The sequence below is a fragment of the Allomuricauda sp. ARW1Y1 genome, assembly GCF_013407935.1.
GTDB lineage: Bacteria > Bacteroidota > Bacteroidia > Flavobacteriales > Flavobacteriaceae > Flagellimonas.
Window position 1 is genome coordinate 892,301 of sequence record NZ_JACBZU010000002.1, and the last position, 24,527, is coordinate 916,827.

18 protein-coding genes, 1 tRNA gene and 1 rRNA gene are annotated in these 24,527 nt (G+C 43.5%); 3 read left to right on the forward strand and 17 right to left on the reverse strand.

The window, feature by feature from the left end; genetic code table 11:
* Nucleotides 1-108 precede the first annotated feature (108 nt).
* The 16 genes from GGE08_RS09010 to nhaD form a co-directional block, all read right to left on the reverse strand.
* Entirely contained in the window at nt 109-813 is a 705-nt protein-coding gene (locus GGE08_RS09010) for a hypothetical protein (protein ID WP_179384541.1), read from the reverse strand.
* Between the two features lie 5 nt (nt 814-818).
* Nucleotides 819-4,982 carry a BspA family leucine-rich repeat surface protein gene (locus GGE08_RS09015; RefSeq protein WP_179384542.1) on the reverse strand — a complete coding sequence of 1,388 codons (4,164 nt, stop codon included), beginning with the start codon at nt 4,980-4,982 and terminating at the stop codon, nt 819-821.
* Between the two features lie 208 nt (nt 4,983-5,190).
* Nucleotides 5,191-5,733 carry a 4'-phosphopantetheinyl transferase superfamily protein gene (locus tag GGE08_RS09020; protein ID WP_179384543.1) on the reverse strand — a complete coding sequence of 181 codons (543 nt, stop codon included), beginning with the start codon at nt 5,731-5,733 and terminating at the stop codon, nt 5,191-5,193.
* Nucleotides 5,733-5,984: an acyl carrier protein gene (locus tag GGE08_RS09025; protein ID WP_179384544.1), complete on the reverse strand. Its 252-nt coding sequence runs from the start codon at nt 5,982-5,984 to the stop codon at nt 5,733-5,735. The genes GGE08_RS09020 and GGE08_RS09025 overlap by 1 nt, the downstream gene beginning before the upstream one ends.
* Before the next feature lie 17 nt (nt 5,985-6,001).
* Nucleotides 6,002-7,276, reverse strand: a complete 1,275-nt coding sequence (locus GGE08_RS09030) for a beta-ketoacyl synthase (protein ID WP_179384545.1) — start codon at nt 7,274-7,276, stop codon at nt 6,002-6,004.
* A 228-nt stretch (nt 7,277-7,504) separates the two neighbouring features.
* Complete coding sequence (locus GGE08_RS09035; RefSeq protein ID WP_179384546.1) at nt 7,505-7,945, reverse strand: 3-hydroxyacyl-ACP dehydratase FabZ family protein; 441 nt, start codon at nt 7,943-7,945, stop codon at nt 7,505-7,507.
* Between the two features lies 1 nt (nt 7,946).
* A complete protein-coding gene (locus tag GGE08_RS09040; protein ID WP_179384547.1) occupies nt 7,947-8,741 on the reverse strand; it encodes an enoyl-ACP reductase in 795 nt (264 codons plus the stop codon).
* A gap of 1 nt (nt 8,742) precedes the next feature.
* On the reverse strand, nt 8,743-9,795 hold the full coding sequence (locus GGE08_RS09045) for a type III polyketide synthase (protein ID WP_179384548.1): 1,053 nt from the start codon (nt 9,793-9,795) through the stop codon (nt 8,743-8,745).
* Entirely contained in the window at nt 9,796-10,506 is a 711-nt protein-coding gene (locus GGE08_RS09050; RefSeq protein ID WP_179384549.1) for a methyltransferase domain-containing protein, read from the reverse strand.
* Nucleotides 10,503-11,636 carry an NAD(P)/FAD-dependent oxidoreductase gene (locus GGE08_RS09055; protein WP_179384550.1) on the reverse strand — a complete coding sequence of 378 codons (1,134 nt, stop codon included), beginning with the start codon at nt 11,634-11,636 and terminating at the stop codon, nt 10,503-10,505. The genes GGE08_RS09050 and GGE08_RS09055 overlap by 4 nt, the downstream gene beginning before the upstream one ends.
* Before the next feature lie 208 nt (nt 11,637-11,844).
* A tRNA-Val gene (locus GGE08_RS09060) sits at nt 11,845-11,922 on the reverse strand.
* Nucleotides 11,923-11,993: 71 nt separating this feature from the next.
* Nucleotides 11,994-13,205, reverse strand: a complete 1,212-nt coding sequence (locus GGE08_RS09065; RefSeq protein ID WP_179384551.1) for a folylpolyglutamate synthase/dihydrofolate synthase family protein — start codon at nt 13,203-13,205, stop codon at nt 11,994-11,996.
* Nucleotides 13,205-14,092, reverse strand: coding sequence for an energy transducer TonB (locus GGE08_RS09070; RefSeq protein WP_179384552.1), 888 nt, complete (start codon nt 14,090-14,092; stop codon nt 13,205-13,207). Before GGE08_RS09070 ends, GGE08_RS09065 begins: the two co-directional genes overlap by 1 nt.
* Nucleotides 14,092-14,478 (reverse strand): ExbD/TolR family protein, encoded by a 387-nt coding sequence (locus tag GGE08_RS09075; RefSeq protein ID WP_127140660.1) that lies wholly within the window; start codon nt 14,476-14,478, stop codon nt 14,092-14,094. The genes GGE08_RS09070 and GGE08_RS09075 overlap by 1 nt, the downstream gene beginning before the upstream one ends.
* A gap of 10 nt (nt 14,479-14,488) precedes the next feature.
* Nucleotides 14,489-15,181: a MotA/TolQ/ExbB proton channel family protein gene (locus GGE08_RS09080; RefSeq protein ID WP_127140661.1), complete on the reverse strand. Its 693-nt coding sequence runs from the start codon at nt 15,179-15,181 to the stop codon at nt 14,489-14,491.
* A 57-nt stretch (nt 15,182-15,238) separates the two neighbouring features.
* Entirely contained in the window at nt 15,239-16,624 is a 1,386-nt protein-coding gene (gene nhaD / locus GGE08_RS09085; RefSeq protein ID WP_179384553.1) for a sodium:proton antiporter NhaD, read from the reverse strand.
* A 235-nt stretch (nt 16,625-16,859) separates the two neighbouring features.
* On the opposite strand from nhaD, the gene GGE08_RS09090 reads away from it, so the two are divergent.
* From GGE08_RS09090 to GGE08_RS09100, 3 genes are all read left to right on the forward strand, one after another.
* Nucleotides 16,860-18,002: an acyl-CoA dehydrogenase gene (locus tag GGE08_RS09090; RefSeq protein WP_179384554.1), complete on the forward strand. Its 1,143-nt coding sequence runs from the start codon at nt 16,860-16,862 to the stop codon at nt 18,000-18,002.
* A 308-nt stretch (nt 18,003-18,310) separates the two neighbouring features.
* Nucleotides 18,311-22,816, forward strand: a complete 4,506-nt coding sequence (gene gltB / locus GGE08_RS09095; RefSeq protein ID WP_179384555.1) for a glutamate synthase large subunit — start codon at nt 18,311-18,313, stop codon at nt 22,814-22,816.
* Between the two features lie 8 nt (nt 22,817-22,824).
* On the forward strand, nt 22,825-24,291 hold the full coding sequence (locus tag GGE08_RS09100) for a glutamate synthase subunit beta (RefSeq protein WP_179384556.1): 1,467 nt from the start codon (nt 22,825-22,827) through the stop codon (nt 24,289-24,291).
* Between the two features lie 150 nt (nt 24,292-24,441).
* Here the strand turns inward: GGE08_RS09100 and rrf are convergent.
* Nucleotides 24,442-24,527: ribosomal RNA gene (gene rrf / locus GGE08_RS09105) — 5S ribosomal RNA — on the reverse strand; the annotation flags it as partial.

The following is a 24,527-nucleotide window of genomic DNA, read 5'->3' on the forward strand; positions in this document are numbered from 1 at the left end:
TGGACCTAGGATTGGTAGATGTCAAGGTCGCTGCAATTGATGAAGATTGGAGCGGGCTCAAGTTTGTCCATATAACCAAGGATAGACAAACTTGAGCCTTTTTCGATTTTAATTTGGAGCCTTTATATCCGTATTAGAAATTGAAAAATTACCATTTGTATCTTTTGAAACCACCTCAATGAAGTAGGTTTCTTCAGCTGTAAACTGTATTGGCTGCAGGGATTCCGTGGAATAATCCACTTCTTCCAGCAGTAGACTGTTATTCTCCAAGACCTGTACGTCGTACACCAAGCTATCTCCGTCCTCATCGCTGCCCAACCAGCTGATAGACATTTCCATAGTGTTTGTGTTGAACTCAACATTAATTTCAGCAGCATAGGGAGCATAATTTCCCACTGGGACTCCAGGTGTGGTAAACGAGTAGGTATTTCCCGCTGTTTCTCCAAACTGATTAATTGAAGTGACCGACCATGTGTATGTTTTTCCTCTCTGCAATTCCACCTGGGCCTCTAGATTGGAATAGGTGTTATTGAAAACCTCGGTACTGCCTTCCAAAACCACCAATTCATAACTATCCGCAAATTCTGCCTCGTTCCAAGTGAAGGCAATCAAAACTTTGGTATCATCCGATGCCACTTCTTCATAATCTACACAAGGCTCACCATTTACGGGCAATGTCCCTGTCACTTTCAATGGCAAATCATTACTGGGGTTCGGTTCTGGCGGTGGCGGTTGCTCTCCACTGCCTTCACCACCACAGGAAGACAAAATAATTACAATACAGCCACAAACCATTCGAAAAATTGACTTCATTTTATTCATCTTTTTATAATTTTTACCGTTTCCAAACGTCCATCTACTTCCATCTGCAATAGATAAACACCTGATTTCAGGGTGGAAACATCTATATTTCTATTGTTTTGGTTATAATTGATTTCCTTGGCGAGTCGTCCATTCATTCCAAAAACTTTTGCATTAAGGGTATTTGCATCGGTTAAAACATTTACATGGGAGGATGTAATTGTGGGATACACCTGAATGGTGTCACCAATAAAAAAGTTATCGCTTACAACACCTTGGCAGTCGCTTGTCCCGGAAATTACTATTTCATTCTGGCCAAATAAATTATTTAAGACAATGGTATTATTTCCTGTGTCTTCAAAGATGTAGTTCTGTTGCTCCCCATTTATATTTAGTTCATAGCTTTTACTGCCATTGACTTCGTAAACTACGGTACCCGTTTTGCCATCTGTTGAGGCCCTTTTTGCTGATACCGTGGTCACACTATTTACAGTTACCCCATAGGTCTGTTCAAATAGAATCTCAGGCACCGACAATGAGATGGAATAGGAACCAGGGGAAAGCCCTCCAATTTCGAAGCCCTCTCCCGAGGCCACGTCGTCAAATTGGTTGGAATAGGAATCACCAGCTATGGAAATATCCATCGAATGACCTGGTACACTCACCAAGAGATTTACCGAACCATCGGCGCTATCAATGCAACTTGGGGTCAAGACATACACCTGTACGGCATCTGCTGGAATGATTTCACACCCATATTCATCCACAGTAGCATTTGGCCTAGTATCCAAACAAAGGTCCAAGTGATCTAAAATTCCGTCTGCATCATTATCCTCATTACAAAAAGGTACTTTACCTCCATCAGTAATTGCCCAGCCAAAATTATCAATCAGGTTTTGACGCGCTTCTTCAGACTCACAATATTGACTAGAACCAGCGTTTAAAACAACGTTATTTTGTATTATGGGCAAATTAGTCCAACCTATCAATGTTTTGTCGTAGTTCTCCAAGGATAGTCCTGCATTTAAAAAAAGATAATCCATGTTTATGACATTGCCTATATCCCAATCTCCTAAGTTTTGATCAAAAGAAGTTGCACCGTTGAACATGCCGCCTATTGAAGTTTTGTTGGACATATCCCAACTCGATAAGTCTTGATTGAAAGAAACCGCCTCTGCAAACATTCCCGAAGTGCTTTCCAGATTACTTACATCCCAATTACTAAGCGGCTGATTAAAGGAACTTGCCTTGGCAAACATCGTGCCCATTACTGCAACGTTTGAAGTATTCCAATCGTTCAATGGTTGATTAAATGAAGTTGCTCCAAAAAACATACTTGACATTGTAGTGACTTTGCTCACATCCCATTCCCCTATGGGCTGGTTAAATGATGAGGCACCAGAAAACATTGCGTTCATGAAAGTTACTTTGGAAACATCCCAATTTGAAATATCCTGATTAAAAGAAATAGCATCTGCAAACATGGCTCCTAGATCCTCAAGGTTACCCATATCCCATTCCGATATATCTTGATTGAACGAACTGGCACCCGAGAACAATGCCTGCATCGATTTAATGCCACTAACGTCCCACTGACCAATAGGTTGGTTGAATGATGAGGCTCCAGCAAACATCCTATCAATAGCACCAACATTACCGAGATTCCAATTTGAAATATCACTGTTGAAAGCTGTTGCATTGGTAAACATATCTACCATTAGTTTGGCATTTGAAACGTCCCAATTTGAAATATCCTGATTAAACCTAGTTGCCCATCCAAACAAATTGGAAAAATTGGTCACATTTCCAACATCCCAGTTGGCGAACGAATCATTTCCTTCCAAGGACTCACAAAACCTAAACATTGCTCCTAATGATGTAACCTGACTTAAATCCGGCACATCCGTTGCCAAAACATCCATTTTGGAACAGTGTGTGAATGCATTGTCCATAGAAGTCCATTCATTGCTTCCCCATTGATCTACGGATATCAATTTATCCGAATCTGTTTCTGTTCCGTCAAAGTCGTTAAAATAAATTCTTGGAAAATCCCCACCAATCGAAACTTGATATGTTCCTGGCGCCGCATAGGTATGTGTTATATCACCCATAACGTTTGTATCCGAAGTACCATCTCCCCAATCCACTGTATAGTTATAGGCTTCGCTTGGAAATGTTGGAATTGTAATTTGATTGTCCCCCGAAACCCCAGGATTATCTGTTTTCCATGTTGTTATAAAAAAGGTGCTTGAACAGTCTTTTCCTGCATCTGTAATTTCCCAATTGTAATTATCTATCAGTACTTGCCTAGCCGATTCACTATTGCAAAAGTGGGTGTCTTTTGCGCCAAACTTAACATTATCTTGGAGGGAAGGCAATTGGCTCCATGCATTTAGAATTTTGTCATAATTTGATATAGATATTCCAGAGCCATCGAACATGGCATCCAACCTTTGTGCTTGGCCAACATTCCATTTTTCCAAATTTTGATTGAACGAAGTGGCATTTTGGAACATCTCGTTCAGATAACGGATGTTGCTGACATCCCAATCCCCAATGGGCTGATTAAATTTTGAAGCATTGTGGAACATGTTATTGGCTAAAAAGGTTACATAGCTTAAATCCCAAGCTACCATACTTTCATTCCCTTTTAGGGATGAGCAACCATAAAACATATGATTTAAGCGTATATCCTTTGAAAAATCCGGGGAATCTTTTGCCAGAACATCCAAATTAGTACATCCGGCAAAAGCAAAAGCCATAGATATCCAACGATTGGTACCCCATTGATCTATGGAAATAATCTTATCTGTATCAGAAGTATTTCTTGGGTATTGATAAGGGTAATCTTCATTGCTGTTATTAAAGAATATATGCGGAAACCTACCCGTTATTGAGACTTGATAAGTACCTGGAACTGCATACGTATGGGTAATATCTCCAGTTACACCGGTATCGCTGGTGCCATCTCCCCAGTCAACGTTATAGTTATATACCTCTCTCGAATTTGTAGGTATGGTAATTTGATTATCCTCGGAAAACCCTGGATTGTCAGTTTTCCATGTGGTTATAAAGGGGCGTTCCTCCTCACAGTTTTCTCCTTGATCCATTATGACCCAATTATAATTGGAAATAAGGAACTCACGCGCCTCCTTTCCCAAACAATATTGTACATCTTTTGCCCCCAATATGGTTCCATTCTGCAAGGAAGGTAACTGGCTCCAACCAATCAGAATCTCATCATAATTTTCCCTAGAGAGATCATTGTCGTCAAATATATTTGACATATCCACAACATTACTCACGTTCCAATTACTTATATCTTGATTAAAACTGCATTGGCTAAACATGTGACGCATTGACCTAACATTGCTCACGTCCCAATAAGAAATATCCTGATCAAAAAAGGTACTGTTGAACATGTAATCCATATTCGTAACATTACCGACATCCCATCCCGTTACATCTCCTCGAAATGAACTAGAACCAAAAATTCCACTCATGTTTTGTACATTGCTTACATCCCAATTGCTTATATCCTGATTAAAGGTGCTACTAAAAAACATATAGGACATATCCAACACACTGCTTACATCCCAAGAAAAAACATCTTGATTAAATGAAGATTTATCAAACATGTTGGACATATCGGTAATTGTACTTACGTCCCAATCGTTAAAATTTTCTATGCCATTAAAATTCGGGTACTCACGATTGGTATAATTAAATGAATAATTACAATAGAAAAACATTTTCCTCAAACTCGTGACACTGGACAGGTTGGGTACGTCATTCGCTCCCACCGATAGATTGGAACACCCCGCAAAAGCCGATTCCATTGAGGTCCAAGCAATACTTCCCCACTGTTTGATATTAAGAAGCTTATCTGCATCGCCCGATTCGTTGAAATAGATCCTGGGGAAGTCTCCACTAATGGAAACTTCATAGATTCCTGCGGTTGCATAGGTGTGAGTGATATCTCCAGCAACATTGGTATCCATATTCCCATCGCCCCAGTCTACCGTATAATTGTAGATTTCTCCTGTAAAAGTGGGAATGGTGATTTGGTTATTTGCTGAGACTCCCGGATTGTCGGTTTTCCAAGTGGTAATAAATTCTGTTTGGGCAGATACCATAAAATGAATCAGGCCCAAAAGAATTGAGGCTAGTGCTTTTTTCATGCGTAAGTTTAACCATGGCAACTTACTTCTATTCTGGAAATGCACAAAGAAGTATTCGATAAAAAGTAATATTTTTCTTATGAAACTAGTTTGTACAAATAACCCATCCTATAGCATTCATTGAACCTTCAAGTAATCTGGCTCCAAACCATGGATTATGTAAAAAGGGAAAGGCATTTTAATTCTGCAACCAAAAAAAGAAAGGGAATCACCCAATCACAAAAGCCCCATAACTTCCATGATGGGTAAGGCTTACAGAAAGTAGTTGTTTCCCATTGGTCAATGACGGAACTCCCATTTTGTTCTTTTTTAGTTGATAGGAATCATTAACACCATGGAGGAGCCTTGTCTTTAGTTCTTCACTTTGCTCCCTTTGTCCCGTACATTTGAACTTTATGATGGCAGATCCTAAGCTTTGTGGATTCAACCTGGCTTCGGAGAGAATGTAATGGAGTGTCTCCTTGGTTTCAACATAACATAGAAAGTCCTTGAATTTAACCAATCCCGACTGATCGGTGACCTCGCATTCTAACCCCAAAGGATTGTAGAATCGGTTGGGATATATTTGGGTATATAGTTTATAGGCAGCCTCTTTCATGCTCCATAACCGCCAGATCATGCGAAAGGAATTTTCGGCATCCTTAATGTATCCCTGTTCGTTTGAGGTAAAGATTTTGTCCAAGTATCGAGGACGTTGCCAATTAGAAGTGCGCCGCGCTTCATTTAAATCAACAAGGTCGTTGCCTACCATTACTTCCCTATTTTGGAGGTGACAATGTTCATGGCCGACTTTACATCCAGCATCTGTTCCATATCCTCGTTCTCCAACCGGATATCAAATTCGTCCTCAATATCCAAGATAATGTCCACTAAATTGGCCGAGTTGATTTTAAGATCATTCACAAAATCTGTATCCTCGGACAAGTTCTTGAAAGCTTCTTCATCTTGGACATATGGCTTAATGATGGGTTTTAATTTGGTGATGAGTTGTTCTCTATCCATAGCTTTTAATCGGTAAGTTAAGGTATAAATCGCTTAAATAAAACACAGGCATTCACATCGCCAAAACCAAAACTGGCCTTGGCCACCACCTCAACTTTGTGATGTAGGGTTTGGGTAGGCACTTTGGAAGTGGCAATAATTCCCTTGATATCATCGTGGAGGTCCTCGCAATTGATATTCGGCGCTATAAACTGTTCCTTAATTTGAACGATACTGGCTACACATTCAATGGAACCTGCCGCGGCCAAGCAATGCCCGATCAAGGATTTGGTGGAATTGATAAAGGGAAAATCCTCACCCTTTCTACTCAATGCCTTGGTCCAGTTTTCAATTTCCAAAGGGTCTTTCGCAGTGGCGGTAAGATGTCCGTTGATGGCATCCACCTCATTTGGGTTTACCTCCGAATGGGCAAGGGCGTTTTTTATGCAGCGTTGCACGGCCTCTGGATTGGGTGCCGTTAAGGTACCCCCTTGGCGTTGACCTCCGGAATTGACCTCACCGCCCAGAACCTCAGCATAAATCGTTGCACCACGTTCCATTGCAGATTCCAGAGATTCCAACACCAGTGCCCCTGCTCCACTTCCGGGCACAAAACCGGATGCCGAGCCACTCATCGGCCTGGAACCTCTTTCGGGTTCATCATTATGTTTGTAGGTCATCACCCGCATGGCGTCAAAACCTCCCCAAACGTAAGGCCCATGGTCGCTGCAACTGCCTACCAGCATGCGCTTGGCCCTTCCGTGGGCAATACGGTCGTAGCCCATTAAAACTGCTTCGGTTCCCGTAGTACACGCCGACGAGTTGGTAGTGACCTGATTTCCCAGCCCGAGCATACCTCCCAAATACGCGCTAACGCCACTGCCCATGGTCTGCAGCACCACAGTACTGCCCAATCGTCTTACTTCTCCGTCATCCAATTGGTAAATGGCCTCCCTAAATTTATCCACACCCGATGTTCCCGTTCCAAAAATGAGCCCAGAGTCATAATCCAATTCGCTTTCTGGGTGAACCTCCAATCCAGCATCTTTCCATGCATCCACACCTGCAATGCAACCATATAAAATACCAGAACTATTAAAGCCCCTTAGCTGCAATTCCGTAAAATAATCGGATTTCAATTCCTCAGTGATATGTGGGATGCCTCCAATTTGGCACGAAAACTTGAGTTCCTTTAATTGTGGATGGAATGAGATACCGGAAGTTCCATTTTTCAACGCTTTTGTGAACTGTGGAATACCAACACCGTTTGGTGCAACTACTCCCATTCCTGTGATGACGACTCTATTTTTCATTTTTTTTAATTGATTGGACTTCGAAAAGCACAGTTTGCCATTTGGTTATTCGATTATCCATACTTCATCAAAAAGATGCCATTTATAAGATCGCACTCTTTACAATTAAAGTTTGTTTTGTCAGTCTGAGCCTGTCGAAGACTACACCTTTGAACCTAACATTTTCTATTCATGATACACTTCGACAGGCTCAGTGTGACAACAGCACTTTTTTTTGACTGTTTAAACTTATTTCACCTTCAACATTCCTGAAATTACACCTCTTGCGAGAAGCTCCTCCTTCTCGTTCAGCATTTTTACCTTACATTTTAACTTGTTGAAACGAAACACCTCCTTTTCCGAGTGCACAACAACCTTTTGGCCAGGCAAAACGGGTAAATAGAAATCCATTTGATGGGAGGTTAAGGCAATTTGTGGTTTTTGTTCATTGCCCAATTCATCCTTCATCAAATGCACTCCCAAACAAACCAGACCTATTTGGGCCATACACTCCGTAAGAATCACTCCTGGGGTAATGGGGTTGTCCTTAAAATGGCCTTTATAGAAGAATTCATCCTTTTTAAAGGTATAGTGACCTGTAATGTGATGTTCAGAAATGGCCGTAATCCCGTCCACAAACAAAAATGGGGATTGATAGGGCAATAATGCTATGATTTCTTCCGCCTCCATGTTACACCAAATGTTCGCCACCATCCACAGGAATCACCGTTCCCGTGATCCAAGCGGCTTCGTCTTTCGTTAATAAATACACCGCATTGGCCACATCTTCAGGAGTGGTCAACCGTTTATTTGGATTTCGTTTTAAGGTATGTTTTATGATTTGTTCGCTCCCGGGAATCATGCGCAAGGAAGCGGTATCCGTAACCCCTGCTTGAAGACAGTTGACCTTGATACCGTAGGGTGCAAACTCCAACGCCATATTTCTACTAATGGCCTCTAGGGTAACTTTGGCTGCCGAAACGGCCGCATAGCTACGCCAGGCTTTGGAATTGCCTTCGCTGGTAAAACTGATGATTCGGGCGTCAGGGGCAAACAAATCAGCCTCAAAAATTGATTTGGTCCAATCGTACAAACTTATTCCCATCGCTTGGATGGTCAAGGTAAAATCATCGTGCTTAAGCTCCGGTTCCCCTTTTGACACCATGGGTTTGAGGTTGCCCTTGGCCACACTGTGCACCATAACACGAATTTTTTGTTGAGTCCCCAAAACCGTTTTCAAATCTTGGATCAAGGTCTCCCTTTTCTGCGGATTAAAGGCATCCGAGTTAAAGGCCTTGAATTGAACACCTTCCTGCATTATTGTTTCAAATTCCTTTTGAATGGCTTCTTCCAGCATTCGGGGAGCACGGTATACAATGCAGATGTTCATGCCGTGTTGGGCTAATTTCTTTGCCGTTGCCAAACCCAGTCCGCTACTGCCTCCAAGGATTAAAGCCCAATAATTTGTATCTGTAAATTCTTTCATCTTACCACTCCAATAAAATTCGTTGCGCAGAAAAGCCCGGGCCAAAACTCAGCATGATGCCCTTGTCCCCTTCGGGCAATTTTCTGCCCATAAATCGTTCCAACACATACAGTACCGTAGCGCTGCTCATATTTCCGTACAATCTTAAAACCTCTTTGGTGTCATCGATATTTTTCCCCAAGGCACCGAACAGATCTTCTACGGTTTGGACTATCTTTTTACCCCCGGGGTGAAACACCAAATGATCAATATGTTCAATGGTCAGTCCGTTTTGTTCCAAAAAAGGATGGATGATCTTTGGGAAATGATCGGTAATGGTCTGGGGAACGGATGGGTCCAAAACCATTTGTAGGCCCGTGTTCCGAAGTTTAAATCCCATCATATGCTCTGCATCATAAAAATGGTACATCGCCTCATCCTTGATTTCGGGCCCTTCCTCATTTTCATGGGAGGACAGAATGACACTGGCACACCCATCGCCAAAGATGGCCGCGCTTACAATATTGGCCATCGAATAATCATCCAATTGAAAGGTCGCTGTCGGGGATTCCACAGCAATTACTGCGGCCCGCTTGTTGGGATTGGCCTTTAAAAAATTCTTGGCGTACAAAATCCCAGAAATTCCCGCAGCGCATCCCATTTCGGTCACTGGCAGCCGAACAATATCCTGTTTCAGTTTTAAACGATTGATCAAATAGGCATCCAAAGAGGGAATCATTATGCCCGTGCAGCTCACCGTGATAATGTAGTCCAAATCCGTTGGCTTTAATTGGGCCTTGTCCAACGCCTTCAACAAGCTCTTTTCTGCCAGTTTTATGGATTCTCGCACATAAATATCATTTTTTTCTTCAAACGAGGTCTTTAAAAAAACCTCTTCGGGCGCCATAATGGAATAGCGCTTATCCACCGCGGCGTTCTCAAAGATCTTAAGGACTTTCCGTTTAAAACGCTCCTCCTGTCCTTCGAGCCAAAGTTCTACGTATGGTAAAATATCCTTGGTTTCCCTGCTGTATTTTGGTAGTTGCTTTGCAACGGATGTTATTTTTACTGCCATTTAGGGTTTAATTAGCCATTGGTAGCGGAAAGCCCATTTCCAACTAATTTGTGAGTTTAGATTGAGTTGATCTGATATCTGTTCGATTTCCCTGCGCTTGAAGGCCCGCAAAATGGACGTCAATCCGTCCTGCACGATCATGTGGTTCGATATTACCGTTCCCAATAATTTGAACAAGCCATACGCCAATCGATGTCGATGCAGGTCGTTAACGACCACCCCTAATTTAGCCTTGGTGGACATCAGCTGCAACAGCGATCGAATTTCCGTCTCATCCAAATGGTGCAGAAAGAGGGTGGAGAGGACAACATCGTACTCCATGGCTTGGAACGCTTCGGAAAAAACATCTAGCTTCCTAAACGACAGTTCATTATAAGCCATTGATAATTCGACCGCATAGTCAATCGCATCTTGATTGGCATCAATCCCGATAAGCTGGAAGGAATAGTCATGTTTTCGCCCATAATCCGCTATCAGTCTTAAAATATCTCCATGACCGCATCCTATATCAACAATGGTGTACACCTTTTCCTTGGGTTGATGTTCCAATAGTTGGCGAAGACCATTCAAGGTTACACGATTGCCGCCCAACCATTTATTTATGGTGCCGAGCTTATCCAAGGTATCACGGAGCAATTCGCCCTTCATGGAAAAATCGTCCATTAATTCTGCGTCATTGCTCCTCGAAGTGGTATCTACAAACAGGCTCATTGAGTTTTCATCGGTTTTCCGTGTGTCATCCTAATGATTGACGGGAGCAAAAAAGGTACGGCTCTTAAAACTAAGAGTATTTTTGGTGCGAGCCAATCCTGTCTGAACAAATAGGCAATGAAATGCCCAACTTTTAACCTAAAACGGAATGTTCTCTTCCATGCCTTGGCATACGCTCGCTCCAATGCGGACCTTGTTGCAATTTTCTTTTGAAGATAGGAAATAATAAGATCAGATGCCAATTGTGCACTCCGGATGGCCATGGCCATGCCGTTGCCGCATAGCGGATGAATCATACCTGCCGAATCACCGCACATGATCATATGGTTTTCGATGGGATTTTTGGTCGCAAAGGAAATCTGGCTGATGGTCAGGGGTTGTTCAAACTCAGGGGTTGAATGTTGAAAAACCTTCTTGAGCGCCTTGTTTTGAAATAAGACCTGATCTTGGAAGTCATCGATATCTTTGTAGGTTTTGAAAGCGACGTAACTAGTGATATAACAAAGGTTGATGTGATTCCTCTCCACCTTGGAAACACCACAATAGCCTCCCGTAAAGTTATGCAGCGCCACCTTATTGTTCGGAAATTCTCCTGACACATGGGTTTTCACAGCCAAATAAGGAGATTTTTCCTGGATGAACGCACGTTGGAACTTCATATCCAGATTGGACCGCTTGCCAAAGGTGGCCAAGGTGATTTTGGAGGTTACCCTTTTGCCCTTTTTGGTTTGAACCTGAAATATATCATCCTTAAAAAGGACATCGACCACTGTGTCTTGGACCACCGAAACACCATGCTGAACTGCTAGATGATATAACTGATAATCCATTTCGTACCTGCTGATACCGAATCCGCCCAACGGTAATTTTGCCTTAATCACTTTATTGTTGTGTGTAGTGAGCTCAAAGTCGGTAATGCGCTGGGCGTCGAATTGAAAGGGATCAAAACCAAGATAGTTTAGATAGGGCAAAACTTCATTTGAAATATACTCCCCGCAGACCTTATGCTTGGGAAAACTGTCTTTTTCGATAATCAGTACCCGAAACTGATGTTTTGCCAAGTGAATGGCGCTGGTCAACCCGGCCAAACCACCTCCTACGATAATAACGTCATATTGTTGGTCTGTCATTTAAAATCCTTGATGTCTTGGTGTTTCGGAGAGAATTCTTTTCCTGTAGACAACACCTCTAGCAAATCTTTTACAGTAAATGTAAGGAATAAACCAGTGCTTTAGGTTTTGAATATATCTTAGTTCTCAAAAGCAGTTTGAAGAAAGAAGAGAATTTTTGGCCAGGGCCAAAAACAAAAAAACCTTCGAAAAATCGAAGGTTTTTACTTGGTGGGCGCTGAGGGATTCGAACCCCCGACCCCCTCGGTGTAAACGAGGTGCTCTGAACCAACTGAGCTAAGCGCCCATTCCATTTGCCCAATGGGAGTGCAAATATAACACAGTTTTTGATTTAAAAAATAAAAAGATGAAAAAAAATCACACTACTTCAGCCACCACAAAAGTACTTCCCCCAACATAGATCATGTCCTGTTCGTTAGCATTTTTCAATGCCTTCTTCAAACCCTTGCTTACCGACTTGCAAACCTTCCCTTTAAGCCCTTGTTCTTCTGCTAGTTCCCTTAGTTGGTCGGCTTCCATACCGCGAGGGATGGATGGCTTTACAAAGTAATAGTGGGCATCTTTTGGAAAAAGGGTCAGTACCGACCTTACATCCTTGTCCTTCACAAAACCTAATACCACATGGAGCTTCTCAAAAGACTGTTTTTCCACCTGTTTCAGGACCAATTGCAATCCTTCCTTGTTATGGGCCGTATCACAAACCACTAAAGGATGCTGTTGCAACACCTGCCATCTCCCCATGAGCCCGGTGTTCTTTACCACGTTTTGTAAGCCTTTTGAAATGGCCGCTTCCGGAACTTCAAAATTTTTCAGTTGATGGATACAGGCAACGACACCATTAATGTTCCTTTGCTGATAATCGCCCAACAAATCCGTCTGGTACCCGAGGACTGGTTCCGCATCGGCAAACACAATATTGGATTTGAGCTGATGGGCAATCAGGTTAAAGATCATTTTGGTCTCTGCTTGGGTTTCGCTGATTACCACGGGAACATTTGATTTAATCACCCCAGCCTTTTCCAACGCAATTTTTTCCAAGGTATCCCCCAAAAACTGAGTATGGTCCATTCCTATGTTGGTAATGAGCGCCACTTCGGGCGTAATGATATTGGTAGAGTCCAAACGGCCGCCCAATCCCACCTCAATCACTGCAATTTCCACCTTTTCCTCTTCAAAATAGCTGAACGCCATCCCAACGGTCATTTCAAAAAACGACAGTTTGTTGTATTCAAAAAAGGATCGGTACTTCGCTATAAACTCCCTTACAAATTTTTTGCTGACTACCTCTCCGTCGATTTTAATACGTTCCCTAAAATCCTTGAGGTGGGGCGAAGTATAAAGTCCGACCTTGTAGCCTGCCTCCTGAAGAATGGACGCCAACATATGGCTGCTGGAACCCTTTCCATTGGTACCCGCCACATGGATACTTTTGAATTTATCCTGAGGATTTTCCAACACATTACAAAAATGGATAATGTTGTCCAGCTTGGCGTTCAAGGCTACTGCACCTTTTTGCTGGTACATCGGAAGCTGTCCGAACATCCAGTCCAACGTCTCCTTATAGGTCACTACTGTCCCAATTTAAAGTTGACGACCACAAATCCGATTTGCTGGGCCGGTGCATTCGCATCGGAATTCCAACGGTGAAGAAGCGCCGTTTTACGGGCAGGTTCCAAAAGGCATGGCGCATTATTGGTGGTCCCCTTTACTCCCGGCTGAGCTTGGATTACCTTTCCATTTCTATCCACCACAATCCTTACCACTACTCTACCTTCCTCATTGCATTCTTGTTGCACCTTTCCTTGGTTGGCTAACGATCGACCATTAAGTCCATAACCTCCAGTTCCACTTCCACTACCTGGCGCACCATAGTACGAGGTGGCATAAGGGTCTCCATCCGGTTGACCTTTGTCCCCAGCCTTATCATCGTCACCTTCGCTGCCGGTCGTGGTTCCTTCAGATTTGCCAATTCCACCAATCAAAGCATCCACGCTTTTCTTCTTGGCCTCTTGCTCCTGTCGCTTGCGTTCCTCAGCTTCCCGTTTTTCACGGGCAATACGCTCGGCTTCAACTTTGGCCTTTTTGGCTTCTTCCTCGGCTTTACGCTTGGCTTCTTGTTGTTGTTTTAGTTTGATGGTCTCTTCATCGTTGCTGGTGAGTACCTCTTCCACGGGTGCCTCTTCCACAACCGTTTCCTCAGGCTGCACAGGCTCTAATTGCTCTTGAGGCTCCTCAGGCTGCCTTTCCACTTCCCTGGGTTCGGAACGTACTCTTTCCGTGGGCTGCACCTCACCACTTCCAAATTCCATGGTACCGAAATTAACAGCGATACCATTTTCAATGGGTGGGTCGAGATAGGTCAGCCCAATATAAAAAAGCAATAGCAGCAATGCGCTCAACAAAAGTGTGGTGAGCGTAAAGGATTTTTTCTTGTGTCTCGTATCTAAAAAGGACATTATTTTGGCCGCACTGCCAAGATAACCTTGTAACTGTTCCTGTTGGCAATATCCATAACGTTGACCGCTTCTTTGATGGCAACGTTTTCTTCTGCCCTTAGGATGATGGTAGGCTTTTCTTGACCTTCAAGTGCCTTTTTTAATTCAATTTCAATGTATTCTTTGTTGATTTGCTCGTTGTTCACAAAATATTGCAGGTCTTTATTGATGGTCACCGAAACATTCTGTGTATTGGTCGATTTGCCCTTAGCCTTTGGCAACAACAAATCCAACGCATTTGGAGCATTGGAGGTCAGCATGAAAAATACCAACAACAGGAACACAATGTCCGTCATGGACGACATGCTGAATTCAGGGCTTATCTTATTTCTTCCCTTTAGTTTCATGGCAGAGGGTTTAAATGGGTTCGTTCAACAAATCCAGGAACTCCACCGCATTGGCTTCCATTTGGTGCACTACCTTGTCGGTTCGATTCACCAAGTGGTTATAGCCGATATAGGCGATGATACCCACGATAAGACCTGCTACTGTGGTGGTCATGGCGGTGTAAATACCGGATGCTAGGGAACCCATTTCAGCTTGTCCTCCGCTACTTGCCATCTCGTGGAACGCCAAGATCATACCGATAACGGTTCCCAAGAAACCAATCATGGGTGCAGCGCCTGCCACGGTGGCCAGAACACTCACATTCTTTTCGAGTTTGTACACCTCGAGGGTACCTGCATTTTCGATAGAGGTGTTGATGTCGTCCAAAGGTTTGCCTATTCGCGCCACCCCTTTCTCGATGAGTCGCGCTACGGGAGAGTCCGTTTGGGCACATAGCAAGGTAGCAGCTTCCAATTTACCATTGCTGATATGGTCGCGAATCTGGTTCATGAAATTCTTATCTATCTTGGATGCTGCCTTAATGGCAAAAATGCGTTCAAAATAGATGTACATAGCAACAAAAAGAAGAACAAAAAGCACCATGATAATGATAACGCTTCCTGTTCCTCCATTTACGATAAGGTCGATTACGGACAAGGTTTTTTCCTCGGAAATTGAAGCAGCTGCTTCAGCACCTTCCGTTACTTCTTGAAAAATATTCATATAAAATCCCCAATTTATTATGCAAGTATAACGGAGATTTTTGAACTAAAGTATCTTTTAGAACAAATATCGCATACCCATGTAGCAAATTGCTCCAGCGATAAAACCTACAAAGGCCAACCACGATATTTTTTTGAGGTACCAGAAGAAATCTATTTTCTCCATTCCCATAGCAACAACGCCAGCCGCAGAACCGATAATCAACATACTTCCCCCTGTTCCAGCGGAGTAAGCGATAAAGTGCCACAGTTGATCATCCATGGGTTCGGAGAACATCCCCAAACTTGCTGCCACCAAAGGTACGTTATCAATAATTGCGGATCCGACACCTAATAGAATCACCACTAAATCGGACACCCGTGTTCCAGCCATTTCCGTTCCCATTAAAGGCATACCTTGCTTCAATCCTTCGGCGAAGTTGAACAGAAGCCCCAAGGACTCCAAGGCAGCAACTGCCATCAAAATACCCAAGAAGAACAAAATACTGGGCAATTCAATTTTGGTCAACGCGCTATGCACCGGACTGTGGGAGGCGTGGGCATCGCTTTCTTGATCCAAACTGGAAATAGCGATTTTCTTATTACTGTAGATTTCTGCAAATGTTGCGACTACAGCCAAAGACAACATCATTCCTACATAGGGCGGCAAGTGGGTCACGGTTTTAAAAATGGGTACAAAAACAATGGCCCCAAGACCCAAATAGAGCATTCTAGGTCCATATTTTGATTTAGCGCCATCTTCTTCTTCCATATCTATCTCTCCTTTAAAGGCGGGCAAAAAGGAGGCGATGAAAGATGGGATAAGCATACAGACCAATGATGGTATTAGCAAATGTTCGATGAGCATGGCCGTAGAAACTTTATCCCCGATCCACAACATGGTTGTGGTAACATCACCGATGGGCGACCACGCACCACCAGCATTAGCGGCAATAATGATTAGACCGGCGTACCAGATTCGCACTTCCCTGTCCTTCACTATCTTTTGAAGAATGGAAATAAGCACGATGGTCGCAGTAAGATTGTCAATAATCGCAGAAAGGATAAAAGCCAAGAAAGAGAAAATCCAAAGGATTTTTTTCTTGCTCCTTGTTTTTACAAATGATTTTATGGTAGCGAACCCGTCAAAGTAATCAATGATTTCAACAATGGTCATGGCACCCAACAGGAACACCAAAATTTCGGAAGTCTTTCCCAAATGGTGCAAAAGGGTCTCCTCCATCAATTCCATTTTCTCTTCGTGACCAAAGGCTCCAAAGTTTTCCAACAGGGAGTGGTTGCCCGAATCGAACCACGTACTGAAGCCGTCTATCCCGAAAGCCATCAACGCCCACAGTATGGCCATCATGGCCAAAGCAGGAATCAATTTGTCTATTTTTAAATTATGTTCGAGGGTAATTGCCAAATATCCAATTACAAAAATGACAACTAAAAGGGTTTCCATGTTAAGTTTGGTTTAATTAAGGAATTATGTTTTGAGCAGTTATCTGTGCGGCTAAAGATATTCAAAATGAATTTTTCCGCATAATCTAATTGGTATAAAAATATGTGAAACCGATAATTTCGAAGTCAAAACATTCTCTTAAAATTCAAACATTCGCATTTATCGATATCAATACATAGAAATTTGACATCGGAAGAGTATATTTGTAGGTAGTTTTTAAATATTATTCAGTTTTATGGATTTCACACTTTCCGAAGAACAGTTAATGATACAACAAGCGGCCAAAGATTTTGCCCAAAACGAACTTTTGCCAGGTGTCATTGAACGCGACGAAACCCAAACTTTTCCTTGGGAACTTGTCCAAAAAATGGGAGAATTAGGTTTTATGGGGATGATGGTCAACGAAAAATATGGAGGAAGCGGTCTTGGCACCCTCTCCTACGTGCTGGCCATGGAAGAACTATCCAAAATTGATGCCTCCGCCTCCGTAATGGTATCGGTAAACAACTCATTGGTTTGCTGGGGACTCGAAACCTATGGAACTGAGGAACAAAAACAAAAATATTTGACCCGCTTGGCCACTGGAGAGATCATCGGGGCATTCTGCCTATCGGAGCCCGAAGCGGGAAGCGATGCTACTTCACAAAAAACAACGGCCATCGACAAAGGCGACCATTATATACTAAACGGAACCAAAAACTGGATTACCAATGGTAACATTGCAGAAGTTTACTTGGTCATCGCCCAAACGGATCGGGACAAGGGACATCGTGGAATAAATGCCCTGATTGTTGAGAAAGGCATGGAAGGTTTTGATATCGGCCCCAAGGAAAACAAATTGGGAATCCGAGGCAGCGATACCCACTCCCTTATGTTCAATGATGTTAAAGTACCCAAGGAAAACCGAATCGGAGAAGACGGCTTTGGCTTTAAGTTTGCCATGAAAACCTTGGCCGGAGGACGAATAGGTATTGCCGCACAAGCCCTTGGAATTGCGGCGGGAGCCTACGAATTGGCCCTAAAATATGCCAAAGAACGGAAAGCATTTGGTACTGAGATTGCCAATCACCAGGCCATTGCCTTTAAACTGGCAGATATGCATACCAAAATTCAGGCGGCCCGCCATTTGGTGTATCAATCCGCTTGGGACAAAGACAATGGGAACGATTATACGCTTTCTGGTGCAATGGCCAAGCTTTATGCTTCTGAAGTTGCCATGGAAACCGCTATCGAAGCCGTGCAGATACACGGAGGTAATGGCTACGTGAAGGATTACCATGTAGAGCGATTGATGCGTGACGCAAAAATAACCCAGATATACGAAGGCACTTCTGAAATACAGAAAATTGTTATTTCCAGAAGCATCATAGCCGATTAAAAATCAATACCCCCTCCCAAAAGAGGGGGTTGTTTTTTATCAATACCGCCCATTCGTCGACTCGACCCTATTTTTTGGTTGACACCTTCCTTAGAATTCTAAAAATGAACTGTACCCCCACTGCATCGAAAAGGGAAGACCTTCATTTGAACGGCGAATTTGAGAGAATGATAATTTAAGTTTCCCATATTTCCTAAATTGAATATTTTTTAACCTTTATGAAATAACGTTGATTATTTATCTGATAATCAACCAAAACCCTATTGTTTCTTCATTGATTTTGATATTTTTGAGCAAATACGTTAATGATGGGACTGAAGAAACAAGGTTTATATCTACCAGAATTTGAACATGACAATTGCGGTGCGGGCTTTATTTGTAGCCTAAAGGGCATCAAATCGAACGACATCATACATAAGGCCCTAGAGATTCTCGATAAATTGGAACACCGTGGGGCTGTAAGCGCAGATGGAAAAACTGGTGATGGTGCAGGTATTCTTATCGATATCCCCCATGCCTTTTTTAAGGATGCGTGTGCATTTGACCTACCCGAAGCTGGGGAATATGCCGTAGGTAACGTATTTCTGCCCCAAAAAGAAAACCAGCGCGATTTCTGCATCAAGGTTTTTGAAGAGAACATAGCCAAACAAGGGCTTGAACTATTAGGGTGGCGGAACGTACCTGTGAATCGTTCCGTTCCGGGAAAGATCGCTGCAGAAACCGAACCATATGTCATGCAAGTGTTCGTTGGAAAAACTGAAGATTTGGATGAATTCCAATTTAATCTCAAACTTTTCATTGCACGGAAAATCACCGAGCATACCATTATAAATAGTAAACTGTCGGAAAGTGAATTTTTCTACCTTCCCAGTTTATCCACAAAAATCATCATTTTTAAAGGACTGCTGGTTCCAAAGGACATCAGCAGGTACTACGAAGACCTGTTGGACCCAAGGGTAGTGACCCGTTTAGCTTTGGTGCACCAACGATTTTCCACCAACACCTTCCCAAACTGGGATTTGGCACAACCATTTAGATATATGTGCCACAATGGAGAAATCAACACCCTAAGGGGAAATGTCTCACGCATGCGCTCTCGTGAGGAACTGATGGCAAGTGAATGGTTCGGTGAGGACATCAAAAAGATTCTTCCCGTTGTATTGCCTGGAAAATCCGATTCCGCCAGCATGGACATGGTGGTGGAGTTATTGTTGATGACCGGGCGTTCGTTACCCGAAGTGATGATGATGCTCGTACCAGAAGCTTGGGAGAAGAACCCGGATATGTCCGAGGCCAAGCGCGCCTTTTACGAATATAACTCCTGCCTGATGGAGCCATGGGACGGACCCGCTTCCATTCCATTTACCGATGGCAACTACATCGGTGCGGTACTGGATAGAAACGGTCTTCGTCCATCAAGATACTCCGTGACCAAAAAAGGCTATGTCATCATGTCTTCAGAAACAGGCGTAGTGGAACTCGAACCTGAGGACATCGAATTTCACGGACGATTAGAACCCGGAAAAATGTTTTTGGTAAATATGGAGGAGGGTAGAATCGTGAACGATGAAGAAATCAAGGAGCGTATTGCCAAAAAACATCCGTATAAAAAATGGTTGAAGGACAATTTGGTGCATTTGAAAGACATCCCATATAATGATTGTCCCGTATTCTTCGGCGAATTTCCGCTTAAAACCAGAAGAACTGCTTTTGGCTATACCCAAGAGGATATCAACACCATTATAATGCCGATGGCCGAAAATGGGAAAGAACCTATTGGGTCCATGGGGTCGGATACACCCATTGCCGTGTTGTCCGAACGTCCTCAATTGATCTACAATTACTTTAAGCAACTCTTTGCCCAGGTAACCAATCCGCCTTTAGATGGTATTCGTGAGGAATTAATCACCGATATTAGCCTGACCTTGGGGAGCGACCATAATATTTTCGACTTTTCGGAACTGCATTGCCGTAAATTGAAAATCCAGAACCCGGTAATCTCCAAGGAAGATTTGGATAAAATCAAAAACTACGATGCCAGTCCCGACTATAAAGTAGTCTCCATTCCCATGCTCTATGAAATCCAAAAAGGACACAATGGATTGGAAGAAGCACTCGATAACATCCTACAACAAGCCATACAGGCCATTGATGATGACGCCAACATTATTATACTATCGGATAGAATGGTCAGCACCGAAATGGCAGCGATTCCTGCCCTTTTGGCTTGTTCGCATGTGAACAGCGGACTGCGTAAGTTTGGCAAACGCTCCAAATTGAGCATCATCATTGAATCGGCCGAACCTAGGGAAGTGCACCACTTCGCACTCCTTTTTGGTTTTGGTGCAAGTGCCATCAATCCTTACTTGGTCAACGAGATTATTGGGGAACAAATTGAAGAGAACAATATCACCGATTACACTTTTGAGGAAGCCGTCAAAAATTACAACAAGGCCGTAGGTAAGGGTATCCTAAAGGTGATGAACAAAATTGGTATCTCCACCCTTAACTCATACCGCGGTTCCCAATTGTTCGAGTGCATTGGGATCAACACCACCGTGGTGGACAAATATTTCCCCAATACCCCTACCCGAATCCAAGGAATCGGACTGTACGAAATAGAGAAAGAAGTTACCAAACGCCATAAAAAAGCATTCCTATCGCAGGATATAGCAGCCAATCTCGATCTTGAGGTGGGCGGAGAGTACCGTTGGAGAAGAAATGGTGAGAAGCACATGTTCAATCCATTAAGTGTCGCCATGCTTCAAAAATCGGTACGCAACAACGAGCCGGAAACTTATAAGGAGTATTCCAAATTGGTCAATGAGCAATCCAAAAACCTAATGACCATCCGTGGACTGTTCGATTTTTCGAACTACGATCCCATTCCCATTGAAGAAGTGGAACCTTGGACGGAAATCGTCAAAAGGTTCAAAACGGGGGCGATGTCCTACGGAAGTATTAGTCAAGAAGCACATGAAAATCTTGCGGTTGCCATGAACCGAATTGGAGGAAAGAGCAATTCAGGTGAAGGTGGGGAGGATTCGGCTCGTTTCTATAAAAGTCAAACTGGCGACTGGAAAAACAGCGCCATTAAACAGGTAGCATCGGGTAGATTTGGGGTCACCTCCAACTATTTGACGAGCGCTCAGGAAATCCAGATAAAAATGGCCCAAGGGGCCAAACCGGGTGAGGGCGGACAATTGCCCGGACCAAAAGTCAATCCGGCGATTGCCAAAACACGAAATTCAACCCCTTACGTAGGCTTGATTTCTCCACCCCCACACCACGACATTTATTCGATTGAGGATTTGTCCCAATTGATTTATGATCTAAAATCTGCCAACCGGGATGCACGTATCAACGTAAAATTGGTTTCAGAAGTAGGCGTAGGCACAGTAGCGGCCGGGGTTGCCAAGGCAAAGGCCGATGTCATACTCATTTCCGGATTCGATGGAGGTACCGGGGCATCGCCATTGACTTCCTTAAAGCACGCTGGCTTACCTTGGGAACTAGGAATTGCCGAAGCACAGCAGACCTTGGTGCTGAACGATTTGCGAAACAGGGTGGTTTTGGAATGTGACGGACAATTAAAAACGGGAAGGGATGTAGCCATCGCCTGCTTGTTGGGAGCTGAAGAATTTGGATTTGCCACAGCGCCCCTCGTAGCTTCGGGCTGTATTATGATGCGTGTTTGCCATTTAAATACCTGCCCCGTAGGAATTGCAACTCAGAACCCTGAGCTGCGTAAAAAGTTTGAAGGTAAGCCAGAACACGTGGTCAACTATATGTACTTCGTAGCTCAAGAATTGCGTGAGATTATGGCTAAACTAGGCTTTAGGACGTTGAACGAGATGGTAGGCCAAGTGCAAAAGCTTGACCGTAAAAAAGCCATTGAACACTACAAGGCCGCTGGAATTGACCTTACTCCCATTCTGTACCGCATCGACGTCCCCGAGGGAACAAAACTGTACAATACAGAAAAGCAGGTACACGACATCAGTAAATCTATAGAGTTTGATATTATTGGAAAGGCGCACCCTGCTCTTTTCCGCAAGGAGAAAACCACATTGGACTTCCCAATCAAAAATACAGATAGGGCCGTTGGTGCCATTATCAGCAATGAAATCTCAAAAATCTATGGGGAGGAAGGATTACCGGAAAACACCCTGAAACTGAATTTTACCGGTTCCGCTGGACAGAGCTTCGGTGCATTTGCCACCAAAGGACTTACCATGGTGGTTAATGGAAATACCAACGACTATCTTGGGAAGGGACTTTCTGGAGCAAAATTGGTCATCAAAGTTCCGTTCAAATCAACCATAAAACCCGAAGAAAATGTAATTACTGGAAATGTAACCCTTTACGGTGCCACCTCGGGCGAGGCATACATCAACGGTAAAGCGGGAGAACGTTTCTGTGTGAGAAACTCCGGGGCCAAAGCGGTCGTGGAAGGAATCGGTGACCACGGTTGCGAATATATGACGGGTGGTGTTGCTGTAATCTTAGGTTCCGTAGGAAGAAATTTTGGTGCCGGAATGAGCGGTGGAATTGCTTATGTATTCGATAAAGACAGTTCCTTTAAAAGTAACTGCAACGGAGATCACTTGAATCTGCTTCCGGTTGATGAGGATAACGATATCCAACAACTGAAAGACCTGATAGAGAACCATTACAATGCGACCTTAAGTCCATTGGCACAGCGTATTCTTGAAGATTGGGAAAATTGCCTTCCTAAATTCATAAAAGTGTTCCCGGAAGAATTCCGACAAGCACTGATACGATTGGAAGAAGAAAAATTGCAAACCTTATAATTGGAGACATGGGAAAGATTACAGGATTTATGGAATTTGACAGAAAGGATGAAGCATATGCCCCTGTCGAAGAACGCATCAAAAACTATAAGGAGTTTACCAAACCGCTAAAAGAGTCAGAATTAAAAGATCAGGGGGCTCGCTGCATGGATTGTGGTATCCCATTTTGCCATAGTGGCTGTCCGCTGGGAAACCTAATCCCCGATTTTAACGACGCCGTTTACAAAGGCAAATGGCAGCAAGCTGCAGAGATACTGCACTCCACTAATAATTTCCCGGAATTCACCGGAAGGTTGTGTCCGGCTCCCTGTGAAGAATCGTGCGTATTGGGCATCAATGAAGACCCGGTATCGATTGAGAATATCGAAAAGAACATTGTGGAGACCGCATTCAAAAACGGTTGGGTTAAACCCAATATCCCTGTAAAACGAACGGACAAAAAAGTGGCCGTAGTAGGTTCTGGACCGGCAGGATTGGCGGCAGCGCAACAATTGAACCGCGCAGGTCATAATGTTACTGTATTCGAAAGGGATGAGAAACCGGGCGGTCTGCTCCGCTATGGGATTCCGGATTTTAAAATGGAGAAAAGTATTATCGACCGACGATTGGAAATCATGGAGCAAGAAGGCATCGAGTTCAAAACAGGCATTCATGTCGGTGTGGATGTTACGGCCGAACAACTTCAACAAGACTTCGATTCCATTGTCCTTTGTGGTGGAGCCACGGTAAGGCGCAGCCTTCCCATTCCCGGCTGCGATGCCAAGGGAGTGGTACAAGCCATGGATTTTTTACCACAGAACAATCGAAAAGTGGACGGAATACCGTATCAAGGAGAAGAAATCTCGGCAAAAGACAAAAAAGTCATCGTAATTGGCGGTGGTGACACAGGTTCGGATTGTATCGGAACTTCCATTAGACAAGGTGCCATTTCTGTGACCAATTTTGAAATTATGCCGAAAGGAACTACCGAACGGCCAGAGGGACAGCCTTGGCCCTTTTGGCCAATGCGTTTACGTACCAGTTCTTCTCACAAAGAAGGAGCTGACCGTGTATTTAGCATTTCTACCAAAAGATTCAATACCGATAATGATGGCAATTTGAAAAGCTTGGTAACTGCGGAAGTGGAATGGATCAAGCAACCAGGTCAAAGACCTGTATTAAAAGAAGTAGAAGGCACAGAAAAAGAATGGGAGTGCGATTTGGTGCTATTGGCTTTGGGCTTCACAGGTTCTGAAACCACCATAGCCGACCAACTCCATCTTGAAATGGATGCACGAACCAATATTAAAGCTTCTGCGGCAGATTATAAAACCAATGTTCCTGGCGTATTTGTGGCCGGTGACCAAAGAAGAGGGCAATCCTTAATTGTTTGGGCCATTTCCGAGGGACGGCAAGCGGCTCACTACGTGGACAAATACCTTATGGGGACATCCGATTTACCGTTAAAAGGGGAAGGTGATTTGCCCCGAGTGTAAACACTCACATAAATCTCAACTAAACTTACTAACTCCTCAAGGCCTTGTGCTGCGAGGAGTTTTTTTATGGGCTGATAACGGTCCCTTGTTGGATCTAAATGCTAAGAATCCAAAAACAAAAAAGCCCTCCACAAACGTGAAGGGCTTCAAGGAAGGCGGCGACCTACTCTCCCACCTGGTGTGGCAGTACCATCGGCGCAAACGGGCTTAACTTCCCTGTTCGGAATGGAAAGGGG

Bases quoted from the DNA above. Each gene is read 5' to 3' on its own strand.
- GGE08_RS09010 (WP_179384541.1), bottom strand. From the start codon at position 813: ATGAAGTCAATTTTTCGAATGGTTTGTGGCTGTATTGTAATTATTTTG.
- GGE08_RS09015 (WP_179384542.1), bottom strand. From the start codon at position 4,982: ATGAAAAAAGCACTAGCCTCAATTCTTTTGGGCCTGATTCATTTTATG.
- GGE08_RS09020 (WP_179384543.1), bottom strand. From the start codon at position 5,733: ATGGTAGGCAACGACCTTGTTGATTTAAATGAAGCGCGGCGCACTTCT.
- GGE08_RS09025 (WP_179384544.1), bottom strand. From the start codon at position 5,984: ATGGATAGAGAACAACTCATCACCAAATTAAAACCCATCATTAAGCCA.
- GGE08_RS09030 (WP_179384545.1), bottom strand. From the start codon at position 7,276: ATGAAAAATAGAGTCGTCATCACAGGAATGGGAGTAGTTGCACCAAAC.
- GGE08_RS09035 (WP_179384546.1), bottom strand. From the start codon at position 7,945: ATGGAGGCGGAAGAAATCATAGCATTATTGCCCTATCAATCCCCATTT.
- GGE08_RS09040 (WP_179384547.1), bottom strand. From the start codon at position 8,741: ATGAAAGAATTTACAGATACAAATTATTGGGCTTTAATCCTTGGAGGC.
- GGE08_RS09045 (WP_179384548.1), bottom strand. From the start codon at position 9,795: ATGGCAGTAAAAATAACATCCGTTGCAAAGCAACTACCAAAATACAGC.
- GGE08_RS09050 (WP_179384549.1), bottom strand. From the start codon at position 10,506: ATGAGCCTGTTTGTAGATACCACTTCGAGGAGCAATGACGCAGAATTA.
- GGE08_RS09055 (WP_179384550.1), bottom strand. From the start codon at position 11,636: ATGACAGACCAACAATATGACGTTATTATCGTAGGAGGTGGTTTGGCC.
- GGE08_RS09070 (WP_179384552.1), bottom strand. From the start codon at position 14,092: ATGTCCTTTTTAGATACGAGACACAAGAAAAAATCCTTTACGCTCACC.
- GGE08_RS09075 (WP_127140660.1), bottom strand. From the start codon at position 14,478: ATGAAACTAAAGGGAAGAAATAAGATAAGCCCTGAATTCAGCATGTCG.
- GGE08_RS09080 (WP_127140661.1), bottom strand. From the start codon at position 15,181: ATGAATATTTTTCAAGAAGTAACGGAAGGTGCTGAAGCAGCTGCTTCA.
- nhaD (WP_179384553.1), bottom strand. From the start codon at position 16,624: ATGGAAACCCTTTTAGTTGTCATTTTTGTAATTGGATATTTGGCAATT.
- GGE08_RS09090 (WP_179384554.1), top strand. From the start codon at position 16,860: ATGGATTTCACACTTTCCGAAGAACAGTTAATGATACAACAAGCGGCC.
- gltB (WP_179384555.1), top strand. From the start codon at position 18,311: ATGGGACTGAAGAAACAAGGTTTATATCTACCAGAATTTGAACATGAC.
- GGE08_RS09100 (WP_179384556.1), top strand. From the start codon at position 22,825: ATGGGAAAGATTACAGGATTTATGGAATTTGACAGAAAGGATGAAGCA.